19 protein-coding genes are annotated in these 18,229 nt (G+C 34.2%); 4 read left to right on the forward strand and 15 right to left on the reverse strand.

Features of this window, described 5'->3' with window-relative positions:
- Positions 1–51: 51 nt before the first annotated feature.
- The 4 genes from ABF682_RS11115 to ABF682_RS11130 all read right to left on the reverse strand — a co-directional run bounded on the left by ABF682_RS11115 (position 52) and on the right by ABF682_RS11130 (position 3,982).
- Entirely contained in the window at positions 52–1,119 is a 1,068-nt protein-coding gene (locus ABF682_RS11115) for a type II secretion system F family protein (RefSeq protein ID WP_415619844.1), read from the reverse strand.
- Positions 1,037–1,999 carry a competence type IV pilus ATPase ComGA gene (comGA, locus tag ABF682_RS11120; RefSeq protein ID WP_289981000.1) on the reverse strand — a complete coding sequence of 321 codons (963 nt, stop codon included), beginning with the start codon at positions 1,997–1,999 and terminating at the stop codon, positions 1,037–1,039. The genes ABF682_RS11115 and comGA overlap by 83 nt, the downstream gene beginning before the upstream one ends.
- 247 nt (positions 2,000–2,246) lie before the next feature.
- The gene (rbsK, locus tag ABF682_RS11125) at positions 2,247–3,155 is read right to left on the reverse strand and encodes a ribokinase (protein WP_415619845.1); all 909 of its coding nucleotides are present in this window, start codon (positions 3,153–3,155) and stop codon (positions 2,247–2,249) included.
- A gap of 98 nt (positions 3,156–3,253) precedes the next feature.
- Entirely contained in the window at positions 3,254–3,982 is a 729-nt protein-coding gene (locus ABF682_RS11130; protein WP_415619840.1) for a YebC/PmpR family DNA-binding transcriptional regulator, read from the reverse strand.
- A 513-nt stretch (positions 3,983–4,495) separates the two neighbouring features.
- Between ABF682_RS11130 and abc-f the strand changes: the two genes are divergently transcribed.
- A complete protein-coding gene (gene abc-f, locus ABF682_RS11135; RefSeq protein WP_289980993.1) occupies positions 4,496–6,007 on the forward strand; it encodes a ribosomal protection-like ABC-F family protein in 1,512 nt (503 codons plus the stop codon).
- Between the two features lie 336 nt (positions 6,008–6,343).
- Here abc-f and ABF682_RS11140 read toward each other — a convergent pair whose 3' ends face one another.
- Together ABF682_RS11140 and ccpA are read right to left on the reverse strand one after the other, a co-directional pair.
- Positions 6,344–6,844, reverse strand: a complete 501-nt coding sequence (locus tag ABF682_RS11140) for a VanZ family protein (RefSeq protein ID WP_415619841.1) — start codon at positions 6,842–6,844, stop codon at positions 6,344–6,346.
- A gap of 18 nt (positions 6,845–6,862) precedes the next feature.
- Complete coding sequence (ccpA, locus tag ABF682_RS11145) at positions 6,863–7,864, reverse strand: catabolite control protein A (RefSeq protein WP_289980988.1); 1,002 nt, start codon at positions 7,862–7,864, stop codon at positions 6,863–6,865.
- Between the two features lie 201 nt (positions 7,865–8,065).
- Here ccpA and ABF682_RS11150 point away from each other — a divergent pair, with 201 nt between their 5' ends.
- Complete coding sequence (locus ABF682_RS11150; RefSeq protein ID WP_289980987.1) at positions 8,066–9,172, forward strand: M24 family metallopeptidase; 1,107 nt, start codon at positions 8,066–8,068, stop codon at positions 9,170–9,172.
- A 243-nt stretch (positions 9,173–9,415) separates the two neighbouring features.
- Here the strand turns inward: ABF682_RS11150 and ABF682_RS11155 are convergent, their stop codons facing one another.
- Both ABF682_RS11155 and ABF682_RS11160 read right to left on the reverse strand, forming a co-directional pair.
- Positions 9,416–9,883, reverse strand: a complete 468-nt coding sequence (locus tag ABF682_RS11155; protein WP_289980985.1) for a hypothetical protein — start codon at positions 9,881–9,883, stop codon at positions 9,416–9,418.
- Between the two features lie 16 nt (positions 9,884–9,899).
- Positions 9,900–10,301, reverse strand: coding sequence for a DUF948 domain-containing protein (locus ABF682_RS11160; RefSeq protein WP_289980983.1), 402 nt, complete (start codon positions 10,299–10,301; stop codon positions 9,900–9,902).
- Positions 10,302–10,431: 130 nt separating this feature from the next.
- Between ABF682_RS11160 and ABF682_RS11165 the strand changes: the two genes are divergently transcribed.
- A complete protein-coding gene (locus tag ABF682_RS11165) occupies positions 10,432–11,346 on the forward strand; it encodes a mechanosensitive ion channel family protein (RefSeq protein ID WP_289980981.1) in 915 nt (304 codons plus the stop codon).
- 107 nt (positions 11,347–11,453) lie between these two features.
- On the opposite strand, the gene ABF682_RS11170 is transcribed toward ABF682_RS11165, so the two are convergent.
- The 3 genes from ABF682_RS11170 to cbpB all read right to left on the reverse strand — a co-directional run bounded on the left by ABF682_RS11170 (position 11,454) and on the right by cbpB (position 14,045).
- Complete coding sequence (locus tag ABF682_RS11170; RefSeq protein ID WP_289980979.1) at positions 11,454–12,629, reverse strand: N-acetyldiaminopimelate deacetylase; 1,176 nt, start codon at positions 12,627–12,629, stop codon at positions 11,454–11,456.
- A 192-nt stretch (positions 12,630–12,821) separates the two neighbouring features.
- Complete coding sequence (gene dapD, locus ABF682_RS11175) at positions 12,822–13,532, reverse strand: 2,3,4,5-tetrahydropyridine-2,6-dicarboxylate N-acetyltransferase (protein ID WP_289980977.1); 711 nt, start codon at positions 13,530–13,532, stop codon at positions 12,822–12,824.
- 27 nt (positions 13,533–13,559) lie between these two features.
- Positions 13,560–14,045, reverse strand: coding sequence for a cyclic-di-AMP-binding protein CbpB (cbpB, locus tag ABF682_RS11180; RefSeq protein ID WP_289980975.1), 486 nt, complete (start codon positions 14,043–14,045; stop codon positions 13,560–13,562).
- Between the two features lie 148 nt (positions 14,046–14,193).
- Here cbpB and ABF682_RS11185 point away from each other — a divergent pair, with 148 nt between their 5' ends.
- Positions 14,194–14,928, forward strand: a complete 735-nt coding sequence (locus ABF682_RS11185) for an MIP/aquaporin family protein (RefSeq protein WP_289980972.1) — start codon at positions 14,194–14,196, stop codon at positions 14,926–14,928.
- A 144-nt stretch (positions 14,929–15,072) separates the two neighbouring features.
- On the opposite strand, the gene ABF682_RS11190 is transcribed toward ABF682_RS11185, so the two are convergent.
- From ABF682_RS11190 to larC, 4 genes are all read right to left on the reverse strand, one after another.
- On the reverse strand, positions 15,073–16,077 hold the full coding sequence (locus ABF682_RS11190) for a HoxN/HupN/NixA family nickel/cobalt transporter (RefSeq protein ID WP_415619842.1): 1,005 nt from the start codon (positions 16,075–16,077) through the stop codon (positions 15,073–15,075).
- A 21-nt stretch (positions 16,078–16,098) separates the two neighbouring features.
- Positions 16,099–16,932, reverse strand: coding sequence for an ATP-dependent sacrificial sulfur transferase LarE (gene larE, locus ABF682_RS11195; protein ID WP_289980970.1), 834 nt, complete (start codon positions 16,930–16,932; stop codon positions 16,099–16,101).
- An 18-nt stretch (positions 16,933–16,950) separates the two neighbouring features.
- Complete coding sequence (gene larD, locus ABF682_RS11200; protein ID WP_289980969.1) at positions 16,951–17,664, reverse strand: D/L-lactic acid transporter LarD; 714 nt, start codon at positions 17,662–17,664, stop codon at positions 16,951–16,953.
- A gap of 2 nt (positions 17,665–17,666) precedes the next feature.
- The coding region (gene larC, locus ABF682_RS11205) for a nickel insertion protein (protein ID WP_415619843.1) at positions 17,667–18,229 on the reverse strand (563 nt) is incomplete at its 5' end.

The following is an 18,229-nucleotide window of genomic DNA, read 5'->3' on the forward strand; positions in this document are numbered from 1 at the left end:
ACATTTCAATTAACGTAAACCCAGATAATCTTCTTTCTTTTTTTATCATAGCTATGCGCCTCCTAAATTATTATAAATTGGTGTTAACATTTTTAAATACGTAATAACTATCAATATTGCAATGACAATGAATAAAATTGGTTGCACCATTTCTATCAGACGATTAATTTGAATTGTTAGTCTCTTATGAATCATTTCAGAGAAGAAAAAAAATTCTTCCCCAATTTGACTAAGTATCTTGCCTTTTTGTAAAAATAAACTAATTTCTGATGGTAAAAAATCATATTTAGCAATCATTTTATGAATGTCTTTTCCATCTTCTAAATTATTTCCTAACTCTGCACCAATTTCATATAAAAATGTATTTCTCTCGAATTTTTTCAAAAATGAATAAATCTCTTTAATATTCATTCCTTCTTTTAGCAAAATTGCTAGATTGAAAGTAATGTAATATGCATAGTACTCCTTAAATAAATTACCAATCACTGGTAACCTGCATAACCTCTGCTTTTTTTCCAGAGCAGTTAATCTGTTATATCTCCATGTTCCATAGAAAATACAGCTAAAACTTATAATTATTGCAAGTAATCCCCATATACCGGCCTGATGATTTTCCGCAGTCTTTATTCCTAAATCTGACATTTGTGGCTGCCATAGAAAATGCATGCCAATACTCACTCCACCTAGCATTACTAACAACATAACTGGATATAATAGTACTCCTACTAATTTTCTTCTTTGTTCTTCTCTTTTTTCCCATAATGAACCAATTTGTTTTAAGCTTCTTGGAAGAAAACCAAATTTTTCTGCAATAAAAAGTTGGTTATATGTGTCTTGATTGACCAATCCTTCTAATCCTGAACAAAAAGTATTTCCCATTTCTATTTCTTTCTGGATTACTTTACAAATTTTGCTTTGTTTCGGAAAGAAAATCATTATATCATTAAGCGCCTGTTTCAATGAAAAACCAGAATAAATCAAGTCACCCAATGTTTTAAAAAATAAAGTTTGTTGTTTGACTGACCAACTAATTTTATTACCCTTCTTTAAATCTTTCAAAAATATCCTTTGTAATCCTTTTATTCTGCAGACACTCTTCAAGATTTTCACCCCATTCACATGATATTTTGGCATTAGCAGTTTCTATATCTACTAATTGTTTGTGTATTAGTTGTTCAAATAAAACTTTGCTTCTTCCTTTTTGGATAGTTGGGATCAATCTTTGATAGTTGATCAGTCTCAGTGTTTGTTTCAAATCTGCATTTTTAATTCCGAAAGATAACATTCTATTGATGACTCCTCTGGCATTCAAAGCATGTACAGTACTTAGAACCAGATGACCACTTAATGCTGCTTTTATAGTATTTTGGGCTGTTTCTTCATCGCGAATTTCTCCCACTATTAGTACATCAAAGCGATGTCTCAGTGTTGCCTTTATTAGTGCTGGATAATCCATCTGCGCCATGTTATTGACCTGTAATTGAAGAAATTTTGGTTCAAAAATCTCAACTGGATCTTCAATTGTCATAACATGCTGACCAATTTTACGAGCAATCTGGTACATCGTTGACGTCTTCCCTGATCCGACCGGTCCAGAGAATAAAATCAATCCTTTATTTTGTGCTTTGCTCAAAATCAAATTCAACTGTTTTTCAAAAAAATACTCATTCAAATCACTTATCCTTTGGTATATTAGTCTAATAACAATTGCTTCTCGCCCTAAAAAATCACCAACACTTGCCATGCGACTATAAATGCCATCACGAATTGTCATCGCTCCTGTTTGTGGTCTTCTGTGTTCACTCAAAGACATACTAGACCGAAATTTAAGATTATTAATTATTTGCTGGCCTTTTTCAAAATCAATTACTTGATAAAACTGACTCTCTGCCATTATTGTTAATCTAATTTCGTATACATCACCATATGGATACAAAGAAATATCACTCGCATGCTTTTTAATTGCAGCTTCAAATATTTCTTGAATTATTTCATTCAAATTACTTCACCTCCCATGTATCTTAAGTACGCAAATAATCTCTTTCAATACAAAAAAGACTAACTCAAAAATTAAATTTTATTTTAATCATTCCGTACCAAACAAAAAGTTCTGATATTAATTGATTTTCATCAATTAACATCAGAACTAGTTTTAGAAATACAGATAATATTCGTAATTTTGTGTTAGCACTAGATTTTCCCAACTCTGTACTGTTTCCTTTTATATTATTAAAATTTAATTTGCGTTATTTATTAATTTGTTTTCTTGTTGGAATTGAAGGAATTGCTCCAAGTGTCTGAACTGTAATAGATGAAGCTTTGGTAGCATAGTTAATTGCCTCTTTTATATTTGTTAAGTTATTTTCCAATTGAGAACATAACGCCCCAATAAATGTATCCCCAGCTGCAGTTGTATCAATTGCATTCACTCTTAACGCAGGAATAAGCCCTTCTTCTTGTTCCGTTAAATAATAAGCTCCCTGACTTCCAAGTGTGATAATGACATTTTCCACACCTTTTTCACGTAAAATTCTAGCAGCTGCTGCAGCTGTATTTTCATCTATAATTTTGATCCCAGTTAACATCTGTGCTTCAATTTCATTGGGTGTAATCAAATCTGTAATTTTCAATAAGTCATTTGTAATATTTTTAGCTGGTGCTGGATTCAAAATCGTTTTCACTTTATTCTCATGAGCAATTGTGAAAGCCTCTGCTATTCGATCAAGATTGACTTCGAATTGGGCAATTAAAAAATCAGCATTTTTGATACTATTTTGTGCTTTTATTACGTCTTCAGTAGTTATTTCAAGGTTAGTGCCACCGCTTATAATTATACTGTTCTGACCAGATTCTTGCAGTAAAATATATGCTTGACCCGTTTGTCCACCTTTTTTTATCGTTATTTCTGCCGTATCAATATTATTTTTCTTTAATATTCCAAGCATTTTCTCCCCATATGCGTCATCCCCGACTTTACCAATAAATGCCGTATCTGCACCGCTTCTCACTGCTGCAATCGCTTGATTAGCACCCTTTCCACCTCCTGCTGTTGTAAGAGACTTCATTTCCATTGTTTCCCCTGGTTTAGGTAACCGAACTATCTCCAAAATAACATCCATGTTAATACTTCCAAGAATTGTAATTTTCTTCATTATTTTGCACTCCTTTTTAAAATAAATTATATCATTTCTAAAAAAAATCTCCCGCTAGCCAACAGCTAACAAGAGACCCTAAATTCTATTTAATTAATAACTTAAGCTTCTGGAAATTCACCTGAATGATAAACATCTGAAACATCGTCTTCATTCTCAAGTCGGTCAATCAAGCGCTCCAACTGCTCAACCTTGTCTTCCGGAACAGGAACATAATTTTGCGGTACCATCGTTAGCTCTGCGGTATCCAATTCATACTTCTTTTGAAGTTCGTCTTTAACTTCTGCAAAATCTTTTACATCTGTATAAATCTCAAAAACATCATCTGAAGTTTGTAAATCTTCTCCACCCGCATTAATTACGTCTTCAAACATCTGATCTTCATCAACATCTAAATCCTCACGAGCAATAGCAATATAACCTCGACGATCAAACATAAAACTTACTGATCCAGATTCACCTAAATTTCCACCGTTTCTTGTAAAATCAGCACGAACTGCCGAAGCTGTTCTGTTACGATTATCAGTTAACGTATGAACCAAAATAGCAATTCCAGCTGGGCCGTATCCCTCATAGGTAATCTCTTCATAATTTGCACCATCTGCACCCGTCGATTTATCAATCGCACGCTTGATATTGTCTTTTGGCATATTTGCAGCGCGGGCCTTATCAACCATTAATCGTAACTGTGGATTAGAATCTGGGTCAGGACCACCACTCTTTGCCGCCATATAGATTTCTAGTGATAGCTTTTGAAAAACTTTTCCACGTTTAGCATCTTGGGCGTTTTTTCGACCTTGAATGTTATTCCATTTAGAATGTCCTGACATTTCTAATACCTCTTTCCAAAATTATTATAAAAGTAATAATACAATCGTGATAAAGCATATCAAAAAAAATTGATTAAAGCAAGAATTTTTGAATCATTTAATTTTCTCCTAAAAATATTGGAATAAGCTATCGACAGCGAAAACTTCTAAAAAATCCAAATCTTGTTACAATAAAACAACTGCCTCAAACACAAAAGCTGCATTCATTATTCGGTTTAAGCTTTCTTTATGAATTTAACACGATTAAGAGCATAAATAATTTTTATTGCCAAAGTTTTTTGCGCGTGCTATTCTTAATTTAATAAAAATAAAGTGAGGGATCTAATATTGAAAAATTAAGCCAATTTATTGAAGCTGCATGAAGACTATTTTCTTGTTAACTAAAGGGAGTAGTGTGCAGATTTTCTGGATTGGTGACGTTTTTTAGGGATCCTTTTTGTGTACCCTAAATATCCTTATCCCGAAAATAACTGCGAATATTTCTTGCTTTTAAAGCAAGTCGGGGTAAATAATATGTCAACAATTGAAATTAAAAATTTAACATTTGGGTTTGATGTTCAAACAACCAATTTATTTAAACATGCAGATTTAACTATTCAATCCGAGTGGAAACTTGGACTAATTGGTCGAAATGGACGGGGAAAAACCACTTTATTGAAATTATTAATGAAGGAATATCCTTATAGTGGCTCCATTGAGCATCAATTGGATTTTATTTATTTTCCTCAAACAGTAGCTGATAAAAAACAGCTCACTTATTATATCTTGCAAGAGTTATCTATATTTGAGCAATGGAAAATTGAGCGTGAGTTGACTCTTTTGAAAGTAGACACTGATATTTTATGGCGTCCTTACGCTAACCTTTCTGGTGGAGAACAGACAAAGGTCTTATTGGCATTGTTATTTGTAGATGATGTTCATTACCCCCTAATTGACGAACCTACCAATCATTTAGATCTGACTGCACGAAAACAGGTTGCCGAATATTTAAATGACAAAAAACAAGGCTTTATTGTTGTTAGTCACGATCGAAATTTTATCAATCAAGTAGTAAATCATGTTCTGTCTATTGAAAAAAGTCAACTAATGTTGTATCAAGGAGATTTCTCTGTTTATGAAGAACAAAAAAAGCGCCGCGATCAGTTTGAACAGGAACAAAATGTGAAATTAAAAAAGGAAATTGGACGACTAAAACATTCTGCTAAGGAAAAATCTGGCTGGTCATTATCCAGAGAAAGTGATAATCATGGAAATTCTCATATCAAAGGCAGCGGCGGAACAGGACACGATGGATTTACCAGTGCCAGAGCCAAAAGGTCCATGAAACGTTCAAAAGCTATCGTGAGACGGATAGGCGACCAAGTATCTGAGCAAAAAAAGTTTTTAAAAGATATTGAATACATTGATCCATTGAGTATGAATTATCAACCTACCTATCGCAAACAGCTGTTAACAGTAAAAAGACTTTCTTTGTTTTACGACGATAATCAACCGTTATTTGAACCACTTTCTTTTGAAATTCAAAAAGGTGAGCGAGTTGCAATTCAAGGAGCGAATGGTTCAGGAAAATCCTCCATTATTTATTACCTTCTAGATGTATTTCAAGGAGACTCCGCAGGAAAAGTGATAAAACCAAAAGAAATGACTATTAGCTATGTACGTCAAAACTATGAAGACAATCACGGAACCTTGGAAGAGTTTGCAAAACAACACCATTTATCTTATCAAGAATTACTGAATAATTTGTTCAAATTAGGCGTAGAACGCAAAGTGTTTCAAAATAGAATTGAAGACATGAGTATGGGACAAAGAAAACGTGTAGAACTAGCAAAATCACTCACAACACCTGCCGAATTATTTATTTGGGATGAACCACTTAATTATTTAGATGTTTTTAACCAAGAACAATTAGAAGAAGTTATTCAACAAATTCAACCAACAATGATAATCGTTGAACACGATTTGGTTTTTCTAGAGTCTGTCGCTACAAAAGTTATCAACATTGTAAAGGATAAAAGTAAATGAATTACAATACAAAAGTTAACCAAAAGTAATTTTTTTAACTACCAAGATATGTTTTCTTCATTCATAAGAGGACATACTTTTTTATTAATGAATTTCACATTAAATTAATTACCATAATACTTTGTTTGGATATTCGCTATCAATCTATCTCTTTACTTCTGAATCATATTGAGCAAAAAAAGTGCCTCACATTAGTTAGACTTCAATTTGTCTAACTAATGTGAGGCATTTAAAAATGTTTTATAGGACTTGGTCAAAAGTTAAATTTCCCCAACTTATTCACAAACGCTTAACAAAAGGTTCAATCAAACTACACGAGGAGCTGTCTTCAAAAAGTTAACTACTTAATCTTTTTCCAAAAAAGAGACCAACACACAAAATTCCAACAATGGCACCAACACCATCCAGCATAACATCTTGAAACAATGGTGTCCGTCCTCCCGTAATCATCTCATGGAACTCATCGAGTGCAGCATAGCCAACCGTAGAAAGAAATGCAATTCCAATTGTCAGCCAAATACTCTTTAAACGCTTTTTTAAACCAAGATAAAAGAATGTACCCATTAAAAAATAAAAGAAGAAATGAGCACCCTTTCTCAAAAAAAACTCTACAAATTTAAAATAGCCAACCTTGGCTATACTAATTTTTTCGGTAGCATAGTTGAATGAAATTCCGCTCAAATTATTCTTAAAGGGTTCTGCACGCAAATATTTCTCTAAAAATGGAACGGAGGTTTGCTGTTTATATGTCATGGAAGAACTAATAAATAGAATCAACATCACGAGCAATGCTAATAATAAGAATGTATTAGCACCTATTTTAAAATTATGTTTCAATCAATGTGCCCCCGAATTTTACTTAGTCGATGAGCGTTTAATGAGACCATATGGCAACTCAACAACTTTTTCTGTAACTTCTTCTTTGTTCATCAATTTTGTTAAAAATCTCATTGAAACAGCCCCTATATCATATAATGGTTGTGTTATTGACGATAATTTTGGACGAACAATTTCTGTTATCTTTGAATTATTACTTGTAATAACCTCAAATTCACCAGGAACATTGACTCCCGCATCCTGCGCACCGTTCATAACACCTGCCGCCAATTCGTCATCCCCAACAAAAGCAGCAGTTGCTCCAGCAGAAATAATTGCCGGCCACAAAACTTCACCAGCTCGATAGCTATAATCCGTTTCAAAAACTAAGTCTTCATCAAAACTTATATTGTGCTTTGCGAGGGCATTCTTATACCCCTTTAAACGATATTTAGAGTTAATAGCTTCATCCAAGGGACCAGAAACAAATGCAATTTTCTTATTATTATGAGTAATTAAATCCGAAACAGCTTCTTCAACTGCCGCAACATAATCAATATGCACGCTACCAATCTCATTTTTTGAATCGACAGAACCTGCCAAAATAATCGGTGTCTTGCTCCTATCAAACTGTGTTCTTAACTCATCACTGATTTTGTTGCCCATATAGATAATTCCATCAACTTGCTTTGCAAGCAGCGTATTCAGAACTTGAATTTCTTTTTGACTATTATTATCTGAGTTCGCAAGGATAATATTGTACTTGTACATTGTTGCAACATCATCAATTCCCCGTGCTAAAGAAGAAAAGTACACATTAGAAACATCCGGAATTATAACACCCACAGTTGTTGTTTTCTTACTTGCCAAACCTCTTGCCACGGCATTTGGCCGATAATCAAGTCGGTCAATTACTTCTAGAACTTTCTTCCGTGTTGCAGGTTTAACATTAGGATTTCCATTAACAACTCGTGAAACTGTTGCCATAGATACAGCAGCTTCGCGCGCTACATCATAAATTGTAATTGCTTGTTTGTCCATAACTAATTCTCCTTTTTAAAAATTCCCTTTTCAAATCATTTTCATAACACTCTATAATTTAGCAAAAAAAAAACACTTTTGCAAGCGTTTCATAGTCTATTTTATTACCTTTTCATTACATTTTCAACTTATGAAAACTCTATTATTTTTATTTTTCCAATATGCTATAATAAATTTATTAAATTCTAAAGGAGCGATAAAATGTCACACATTGAATCTATTCAAAACTGGTTAGGGGAAAATAACTACCAATTAGGTTATATTAGTAATTTCAAAAATATTCAGTATTTGACAGGATTTGAAAGTGATCCTATTGAACGCGTCTTAGCATTACTCATTTTCCCAGATCAGGATCCATTCATCTTTGCACCAGCTTTAGAAGTAGAAGCAGTTAAGGACACGGGTTGGAAATATCCCGTTTATGGCTACTTAGATCATGAAGATCCTTACGAAATAATTAAAAACCAGATCTTGCATCGTGTTAATAGTCCCAAAAAATGGGCCATTGAAAAAGGAAATCTTGTTGTAAGTCGTTTTGAGACTATTAAGCAAAAATTTTCTGATGCAACTTTTACTGGTGATTTGACACCCTTCATTGAAAAACTACAACTCATTAAGACACCCGATGAAATCAAAAAGTTAGAAGTTGCCGGAAAATGGGCCGATTTCGCCTTTGAAACAGGCTTTAAAGCCCTTAGCACAGCAAAAACAGAACAAGATGTAGTTGCAGAAATTGAATACGCATTAAAGAAAAAGGGTATCATGCACACCAGTTTTGATACAATAATTCAAAGTGGAACAAATGCGGCAGAACCCCATGGTGTACCAAAAAAAGACTTTATCAAAGCTAACGAACTAGTTTTATTTGACCTTGGGGTCGTCTTTGATGGTTATATCTCTGATGCCAGTCGTACAGTTGCCTTTGGAGATACATTAAGTGATAAAGCACGTGATATTTATGCCGTCTGCTTAGATGCACAGTTGACAGCACAAGCTGCTGTCAAACCAGGGATGACTGCCGCTGAACTTGATAAGATTGCACGTGATATTATTGTAAAAGCAGGATATGGGGAATATTTCATTCATCGCCTTGGTCATGGCATGGGCCAAAGCGAACACGAATTTCCTTCAATCATGGAAGGAAACGAATTACAGCTTGAACCAGGTATGTGTTTCTCAATTGAACCCGGAATCTATATTCCAGGAGTAGCTGGTGTGAGAATTGAAGACTGTATCCATGTGACAGAAAGAGGAGCTGAACCGTTCACTCATACTTCCAAGGAACTTCAGTTTATTCCAAATAATTGATTTAAATTTTCTAAATATTATGTTCTCTTACCCAATAGATTGAATGAGAAAGCAATTTAAGTTGAACGTCGGACAACGAAGTTTGGATACAAAATTACAGCATAATACATTTTTTCTATGTATAATTCATTGGATACATCAGTAAAAATTTAACTTATGCACATTTTTATATAGAATAAGAAATAGAGGGACTGAATCAAAATTTGACTTTTGATTAGCCCCCCTTTTATATTGTATATTTTCTTATTGTTCTTCTTTAGGATAAAAAACTTCAGTTGGGTGATCTTTTTCAAATTCTGCGGCATCTTTTGCTTCACCGAAAGCTGATCTACCATCAATCACGATATCATCTTCGACAACGTCATCATCTCTATTATCTTTTCCCTTATCAAATTGCTTCTTCAATTCTAAAGTTGCTTCCTTTAAGGAAGAAAGAGCCTGTCCCACATTATCACCATTTTTAAGGTCTTCAGCTGTGTCAGCAACCTTCTGTTTCAAACCACTCAGAGTGTCTTGAAAATCGTAGCCTTCATTTACATAGTCACGCGCATGGTTGTAATAACGTACTGCATTTTCACGTCCTTCATCAGCCATCTGTGCAATTTTTTCCTTTATTTGCTCTTGATGATCAGATAGTACCTTTTTTGTTATAAAATATGCTGCTGCACCAACTGCTAAAGTTGTAAAAACTGATAATTTTCTTCCCATCATTCTATCCTCCAGACAACTATTTATTCTTTTTTCTTAGATTATACAATTTTCTTGCTATTCCAAAGACAACTGAAGTTTTCCCAACATTCTTCGTCGATGTTGAGACTTTTGTAGCCAGTCCTCGACTTGCATTGTTCAAATCAGAGACACTCTCGCTCACATCTGCAACTGCTTGAAAAAGTGGATCGATTGTTTTTGACTTGTCCCCAATATCCGTAAGTAGTGTATTCGATTTCGCCAAAATAGACTCTGCCTCTTTTGAAAGACCATTAATATCTGTACGCATCGATTTTACACTTTCATTTACTTCATTCATGATTTTCCCGACCTTTGCTAGGACAATACATAAAAATATGACAAGCAATAAGAATGCAATTGCTGCAATCAATCCCGCAAGCTGTCCCAATGTTAATTCCATAGTTGTGCCTCCTCATTTTCTACTTGCTTATAGAATAGCATTGCAACCAAAAAACTGCAATTAAAAGAAAATTTAGCGCTATTCTTACCAATTTTTTGTTATTATAGAAGTATTAAAGGAGAACAGTTATATGCAATTATTTTATTTAAAGAGCTCTGACTCAGTTACAAGTGGTGTTTCAACCCAAGTTTCCAAACAAACAAACATTCTTACACATTTTATTATCAAAATTGATTGGGATAAAATTTTTAGCACCATGATTACTATTACACTCTCACTTATTCTTTTATCTATTTTTTTTCTTATTTTACATTGGCTTGGGAAAAAAATTATTAGCCATAGTTTTAAAAGAGCTAAAATAAATGAGCATCTCTCAACAAACCGGATAAGTACAATCTATACTTTATCTTTGAATATCTTCCATTATTGCATTCTTTTCTTTTATTTTTATGCTATTTTGTCCGTAATTGGTGTTCCAGTAGGCACATTAATTGCTGGAGCTGGAATCTTTAGTGTAGCTTTAGGCCTTGGTGCACAAGGATTTGTTAAGGATATTGTTACTGGCTTTTTCATCCTCCTAGAACAGCAATTTGATGTTGGGGATGAAGTTAAAATTGATACCATTAGTGGCACAATTCATGCAGTTGGGCTTAGAACAACTCAAATCATTGATTATGACGGTACCTTACACTTTATCCCAAACAGAAACATAACGGTTGTCAGCAACTTGTCACGCAATGATATGCGTGCTCTGATCGACATTTATTTTGATCCGTCATCTGATATTCAAAAGATGACTGCAATAATAAAAGATATAAATCAAAAACTGGCACCAAAATATGAGGAAATCACACAAGGTCCTACAATTCTCGGTACCGTTGCTAATGGTAATGGAATTCTATCTTTCCGTGTAATAGTTTATACCAAAAATGGTGCGCAATATGCCATACAAAGGGCCTTTTTAACTGAATATCTTGAGGTTCTAACTCAAAAGGGATTTAAAATAAATAATTCACCTATTAATCTAACTGCTGTATCTAAATAGTGAAATCTTGAAACATAATTTAAGAAAAAGAAAAATGAATATTTTGACTCATCGGACATATTTGTCCGGCTTGGAGCTGAAAAAAAGCTGAATCACGTTATACCTTTTTATGATTCAGTATGCTTTGATCCTGCCCCTTTTGAACTAATTGTTTCCATTCTGTCTTGTAAATAACCAGTCATTGCATCCACACCCTTTTTAATTGCTTCCTCTTTTGGTGCAAGATGCTCTGAATGTAGTGAATACGGACTGTCTACCCCTAACCAAAACATCGTTCCAGGTATCTTTGACAATAAAAAGCCAAAATCTTCTCCGGTCATTGCAGGTTCTGTTTTTTCAAACACAACATTTTTATTGTTAGACATATAACTAATGAACTCTTTTGTTGTTTTATAGTTATTCTCTACTGGATAATATCCGCCTTGATGCAAATCAAGTTCAACTTCACACTCGAATGATTCTGCAATCGACTTAGCAATTCTTCTAACCCTCTTTTGAATCAATAGATTCATTTCTTGTGTTAGTGCTCTGATTGTTCCATCTATTTGAGCTTTCCCAGCAATCACATTTCCAGTTGTACCTGCATTAAAATGACCCAGTGTTACAACACCTGATTGAATTGGATCAACATTTCGACTTACAATTGACTGAATCTGCGTTACAAAATAAGATCCAGCTACAACCATATCATTTGCGTTATGAGGAAAAGCTGCATGCCCACTTTTACCCGTAAAAGTTGCATGAATCTCACATGTTCCTGCAAATAAAGTTCCTTGTCGACATCCAATTACCCCTGCTTTTAATTCAGGATTATCATGGAAAGCATAGATTTCATCAGGCATCCACTGATCCAGTGCACCGCTTTCATACAATTGCTTGCCGCCACTAGCATTTTCTTCTGCAGGTTGAAAAATAAATGTCATATTTATATTGGGCTGTTTTTCTGCAAAAAAGCTCAATATTCCAAGAGCAACAGTCATATGGATATCGTGTCCACAGGCATGCATCCTCCCCTCGTTTATTGAGGAAAAGAGTAAGCCTGTCTCTTCAGTTACCGGCAAACCATCAATATCCGTACGATAACCAATTGTATGCGTGTTATCAATTCCTTTTAAATGGACGATAATTGCTGTCTTCCAAGTCTTATAATCCAGCCAGCCATCGTTCATACTTTTAATAATCGAAATTAATTTTTTGTGTGTTTCAAATTCTTCCATTCCAATTTCAGGAATTCTATGTAATTCACGTCTTATTCCAATTAGTTCTTTCTCAGTTAAAATCATCAGAATCATTCCTTTTATTCAATAATTGTACGCCATTAACACATTACGAACATGTAAAAAGAGCGAACAGTATAAGACAGTTGCTAAGAAAAACCACACAGCACTTCTTAACCTGCGGAACTTGTTTGCACATACTAACGAAGGGGCTTGAGTCAACACACCCCAGCCCCTTCTCCAATTACTTGGATTATTCTAAATATTACGTAAATCTTCCACCAAATCAGTTTTGCCATCTTTAATTTCTGAGACATTTTTAACCTTTTTAGCTGGCATTCCAACTACAACAGTCCCAGGTTCTACATCTCGAGTTACCACCGCACCAGCACCAACTACAGCACCTTTACCAACACGCACACCTTCCAAGACAACTGCATTAGCTCCAATAAGTACGTCATCTTCCACAATAACTGGTTGTGCTGAGGCAGGTTCAACCACGCCAGCTAACACCGTTCCTGCACCAATATGACAATTTTGACCGACCCATGCACGTCCACCTAAAACAGCACCCATGTCAATCATTGATCCAGCACCAATTTCAGCACCAATATTTATAACAGCACCCATCATAATAACAGCATTGTCACCAATTTCTACCTGATCACGAATAATCGCACCCGGTTCAATCCGTGCATTGAAGCGCTTCTTATCAATCATTGGTACCCCGGTATTTCTACCATCATTTTCTACACGATATTTGGTAATCTTTTCTTTATTATTATCCAAAAAAACTGATACATCTTTCCAGTCGCCAAAAAGAATACCCGTTCTATCTTCGAAGTATGAATCAAGTGTATCAGGTACTGTAATTTCACCTAATTTTCCTTTTACGTATACTTTTACAGGTGTTTTTTTCTTTGAATTTGCAATTGTTTTAATAATTTCTTCAGTGTTGAGCTTAGGCACAGCAATTCCTCCCTCATTCTTAAAAAATCAGTCTTGTATCGGACTTGATTCTTTTTCTGTGATTGTATAATGCTTATCAAAATCATGCGTCATATAGTTGACTGCCTTTAGAACTTCGCGTCTAGTAACAATTCCAGTAAAAATTCCATCATCATTGACAACAATTAAGAATGGATGATTTATCATCAGATGCAAAATTTCTTCCATATCATATGGCAACTTAATAGTTGGAAAATCTTTTTGCATTACCTCAGATACCTTCTTCCTGCCTAAACGAGTAGGATCAATTCCATTTAATCCAAGCATCGTCTCTGTCAACATAGGCAATGTCAATATTCCCTTAAAGTGCTGCTCCTTGTCAAGAACAGGGATTGATGAATATTTGACTTTGGTCAGGACAAGAAATGCATGATCCAAATGGTTATTTTCTTGTACATTTGCAACTATTTCTGCTGGAATCAAAAAACCATCTTGTTTAGAGATTAGCATTTGTTCCATCTGCTTAGTAATCACGACAAGTAACCTCCTCTAGCCAATATATCTATTTTAAGATATTTTAGACAAAAAGCCAACAAAAATCCTTTAAAATAAAGCAAAATATAATATTTACTTATATTTTTTTTATGCTACTATTAGAAAGTATTATTTGAAGGAGGTAATCATGGAATATTCTCTAACAATTCGGCTTTTTGCTGAATTTTTTGGAACTGCTATCATGGTAATTCTTGGTAATGGTTCAGTCGCTACAGTTGATCTCGAAAAGACCAAGGGTAGCCATAGTGGCTGGATTGTAATCGCTGTCGGATACGGCTTTGCGGTTATGATCCCAGCCCTCATGTTTGGTACTATTTCAGGTAATCATATCAATCCAGCATTTACAATTGGCCTTGCACTTTCTGGACTTTTTCCCTGGAATGATGTTTTACCATACATTACAGTTCAACTTTTAGGAGCAATTATTGGACAATTTATCGTTTATTTATGTTTCAAGCCACATTATGATTTGACCAAAAATACCACCCTTGTTCTTGGTACTTTTTCAACTTCAGATGCAACTTCAAGCAGATTCAACGGTTTTGTGAACGAATTTTTTGGGACTTTTATTCTTGTATTTGGAGCCCTAGGTATTACTAATTCACCAAGCTTTAGCCATGGTAATCAAATGTCTGGTTTTATTGGAATAGGACTTTTAGTTATGGTTATCGTTGCTTCTTTTGGTGGTCCTACAGGCCCAGCATTAAATCCAGCTCGTGATCTTGGGCCAAGAATTGTGCACCAAATTCTTCCCCTCAAGTACAAAGGACCTTCCAACTGGAAATACAGCTGGGTCCCAGTAGTCGCTCCAATTCTAGCAGGTATTTGTGCTGTTGCATTATACAAAATGATTTTTTTATAAGCCTTTAATAACTCAAATTCAATTAATCAAATAATACAAACAAATCTCACATGATGAATTGGTTCATACTTTGTGAGATTTTTAATATTGAAGTTAGTTTATTATTAAAACTACCGTTTCATTCAAATTATCCATAGTATTCCTTTATGTCTTTGCTTCTTTTTTAATTCTCATCCAAATTATATATGAAATTATCCAAATTGTAGTTAAGATTATCCATAATCCGTACCCTAACCAATCAATATTTACTTCTTGGATTAATTTAATGACCCCATTTTTTAAACTAAAAGATTGTGCTGTTACTTGTAGTAATTCAAATATGCCTATCGTAAAAGCAGCTAATATTGAAATAGATGTGACAGTTAAATTGTACTTAATTTTTTTGAATGGTGTATCTAACGCCCATTTATATGCACTTGCCATCATAATCGAATCTGTTGTATCCATCAAACTCATTCCACTGGCAAAGATAATAGGTAAAGAAATTATTCCTAGATAAGATATATTCGATTTTGCCGCCGTAGCTGAAATCGCAATAACCGAAATCTCACTAGCTGTATCAAATCCAAGACCAAATAGCAACCCAACCAAATACATTTGCGACTGTTTGCTGACTACTCTAAAAATTGGAGCTACTATTCTAATTAGAATCCCGCGTGACAAAAGTAAATTATCCAACGAGTATTCATCATAATCATTTTTATTAGTTAATTTTAATGCTCTCCACAAATCAATAAAAATAATTAAATTAATAACAGCTATGCTTACTAAAAAAATACCAGAAACTGCAGACCCAATTGTCCCACCAATTGTCTCAAAAAGAGGTAACTTGATTTTGATCCATTTTAATGAAATGCAGACAGCAATCACCATCACAAAAACAATTGTAGAATGTCCTAATGAAAAGAAATATCCAACTCCCTCAGCTTTTGACTTCTGCTGAATCAATTTTCTAACAGTATTATCGATAGCGGCGATATGATCAGCATCAAAAGCATGCCTTAATCCGAATAAATAGGCAAGTAGGCCCAGACCCCAAAATTCGGGAAAATGTCTTGCCCCACAACTCAACAATGCAATGCCAATTATGTGACTGAGCAGGACAGCTTCATAATATGGGAATACTTTTTTAACTGACTGACTTAGCAAGATACTCCTCCTAAAATTTCTTTAATTTACCAGTTTACTTTTTTCTCCAGAAGACAACTCATCGTTCATTCTCCCTGACTTAAACCCCTCTAAATCAAGTGTGATATATTCAAAACCATATAATTTTAACTGTCTGTTTATTTCTTTCATACTATTTATTAACGATACTGTTTCTCTAATAGGTACTTCGATTCTAGCTGTATTACCCTGTACACGAACTCTAACCGTTTTATATCCCAGTACTTTTAAATATGCTTCGGATTTCATCACACGATTAATCAGTTCATTAGTTAATTCTGTATTATACGGGAATCTTGAGGATACAGAACAACTAGCAACTTTATTCCAATTTTCAAGGCCTCGCCTCTCAGCAAGCTTCCTAACCTCAACTTTATATATTTGAGCCAATTGTAATATTGAAACTATCCCCTCCTCGTCACGTGCCTTTAGACCTGGTCTGAAGTCATTGTTATCATCCATTATCATTCCATCTAAAACAATGTCTGCACTAAATTTTTCTTTTAACTCATTCATCTTTTTATAAAAAATCTTCTTCATCCAATACCAAGATGATGGCCGATTATTACGAATTTCCTCATTAAATAAATAGTTCAGCTTAACCTCCGCAACTTCTATTCCAGCCTTTTTTGCCAATTTAACAGCACTATTAAATTCAGTATCTGTAAATAATTCTGAATTTGCTACAGCAGCAATGACATTTTCTTTTCCTAATACCTTAACAGCCGTATCTAAAACAAGCGTTGAGTCAATTCCACCTGAAAAAGCAATGATAACTTTGCCATACTTTCCCATTAAACTATTCAATTTATTTTCTTTTCTTATTATATTTTCCATTTTTTTCACCTTTCTTTTTTATATGCCCAAATAATATTTGGCAAATAATGCTGCTGCAATTGCACCAATAAACGGTGCAATTCCAGGTACTAAAATACCATATTGCCAATCACTATCAGCTTTATTTTTAATAGGTAACACTGCATGTGCAATTCTTGGCCCCATATCTCTTGCTAAATTCATCGCAAAACCAGTAGGTCCACCCATACCCATACCTATCGCCCATACAAGTAACCCAACACCAATTGGAACAATTCCTGGTGTTTTATATTGCGAAATAGCTAAAATTGATGTTAAAAAAACAAATGTTGCAAAAAATTCAACAAAAAAGTTTCTTGGTAGATTCCTTATAGCTGGAGCAGTGGAAAAAATATTACGAATAGTCGCATTATCAATCTTTCCATACGAATGTTTAAAGGAATCAGCATACATAATATATACAATTAGAGATCCAATGACTCCTCCCATTACTTGAACAATTGCAGTAAAAAAGAAGACTATCCATGTCATATTGCCTAATAAAACTTGTGTAAGTGCCATCGCAGGATTAATCGTAACATTACCAAAAATAAACAATGAAACACTAATGCCAAATGCCCATGTTGTGATCGCAAACAGGTGTCCAGAACCATGATATTTTGTATCATTTAAGACTGTATCTGCGTGAACACCTACCCCAAAAATAATCATTAATGCTGTACCCATAAATTCTGCTAACAACTGATGAATCATTTTTACACCTCTAAATTTTTATAGTATTCTCTCTTTGCTTCTTCCATAACAATACTTATTGACAAATTTTTTTCTTCAGCAATCTTTTCTGCACTTGTATATTCAACAGATATTTTTTTTAAATTTCCATATATTCCAATCTTAATTTTCACCTGTCCGTATTTTGTCTTGACTACTTCAAATTTGCGTTGCATTATTTTGCGCTGCATTACATTCCAACGAACTCCAAAAGTTGAACTATTTTTTATAATTATTAAAATAATATCTTCTAGTGCACTTTCTTTAGCAAGAACCGTTAATTGATACGCCGGCCTATTCTTTTTTGAAAAAATCGGTGTAAAAAATGTATCGTATACACCAAAATCAAATAATTTTTTCATGGTAAAAGATAATTGTTCCCCCGACTGATCATCAATATTTGCATGCACTTCAATAACACTATCACTTTCGGTATTTACTCTTTTTTTACTTTGTTCAGATTCTAATAGTAGTCCCCGCAATGCATTCAAACTACCAGTTTCTCGTGTCCCAAAGCCATATCCGACTTGTTCAACTATCAAATTAT

The organism is Liquorilactobacillus sp., from assembly GCF_047719775.1.
Classification (GTDB): Bacteria; Bacillota; Bacilli; order Lactobacillales; family Lactobacillaceae; genus Liquorilactobacillus.

Excerpts from the sequence above, each read along its gene's own strand:
- ABF682_RS11130 (WP_415619840.1), bottom strand. The coding sequence starts at position 3,982 with ATGTCAGGACATTCTAAATGGAATAACATTCAAGGTCGAAAAAACGCC.
- abc-f (WP_289980993.1), top strand. The coding sequence starts at position 4,496 with ATGTCAACAATTGAAATTAAAAATTTAACATTTGGGTTTGATGTTCAA.
- ccpA (WP_289980988.1), bottom strand. The coding sequence starts at position 7,864 with ATGGACAAACAAGCAATTACAATTTATGATGTAGCGCGCGAAGCTGCT.
- ABF682_RS11150 (WP_289980987.1), top strand. The coding sequence starts at position 8,066 with ATGTCACACATTGAATCTATTCAAAACTGGTTAGGGGAAAATAACTAC.
- ABF682_RS11155 (WP_289980985.1), bottom strand. The coding sequence starts at position 9,883 with ATGATGGGAAGAAAATTATCAGTTTTTACAACTTTAGCAGTTGGTGCA.
- ABF682_RS11160 (WP_289980983.1), bottom strand. The coding sequence starts at position 10,301 with ATGGAATTAACATTGGGACAGCTTGCGGGATTGATTGCAGCAATTGCA.
- ABF682_RS11165 (WP_289980981.1), top strand. The coding sequence starts at position 10,432 with ATGCAATTATTTTATTTAAAGAGCTCTGACTCAGTTACAAGTGGTGTT.
- ABF682_RS11170 (WP_289980979.1), bottom strand. The coding sequence starts at position 12,629 with ATGATTTTAACTGAGAAAGAACTAATTGGAATAAGACGTGAATTACAT.
- ABF682_RS11185 (WP_289980972.1), top strand. The coding sequence starts at position 14,194 with ATGGAATATTCTCTAACAATTCGGCTTTTTGCTGAATTTTTTGGAACT.
- larE (WP_289980970.1), bottom strand. The coding sequence starts at position 16,932 with ATGGAAAATATAATAAGAAAAGAAAATAAATTGAATAGTTTAATGGGA.
- larD (WP_289980969.1), bottom strand. The coding sequence starts at position 17,664 with ATGATTCATCAGTTGTTAGCAGAATTTATGGGTACAGCATTAATGATT.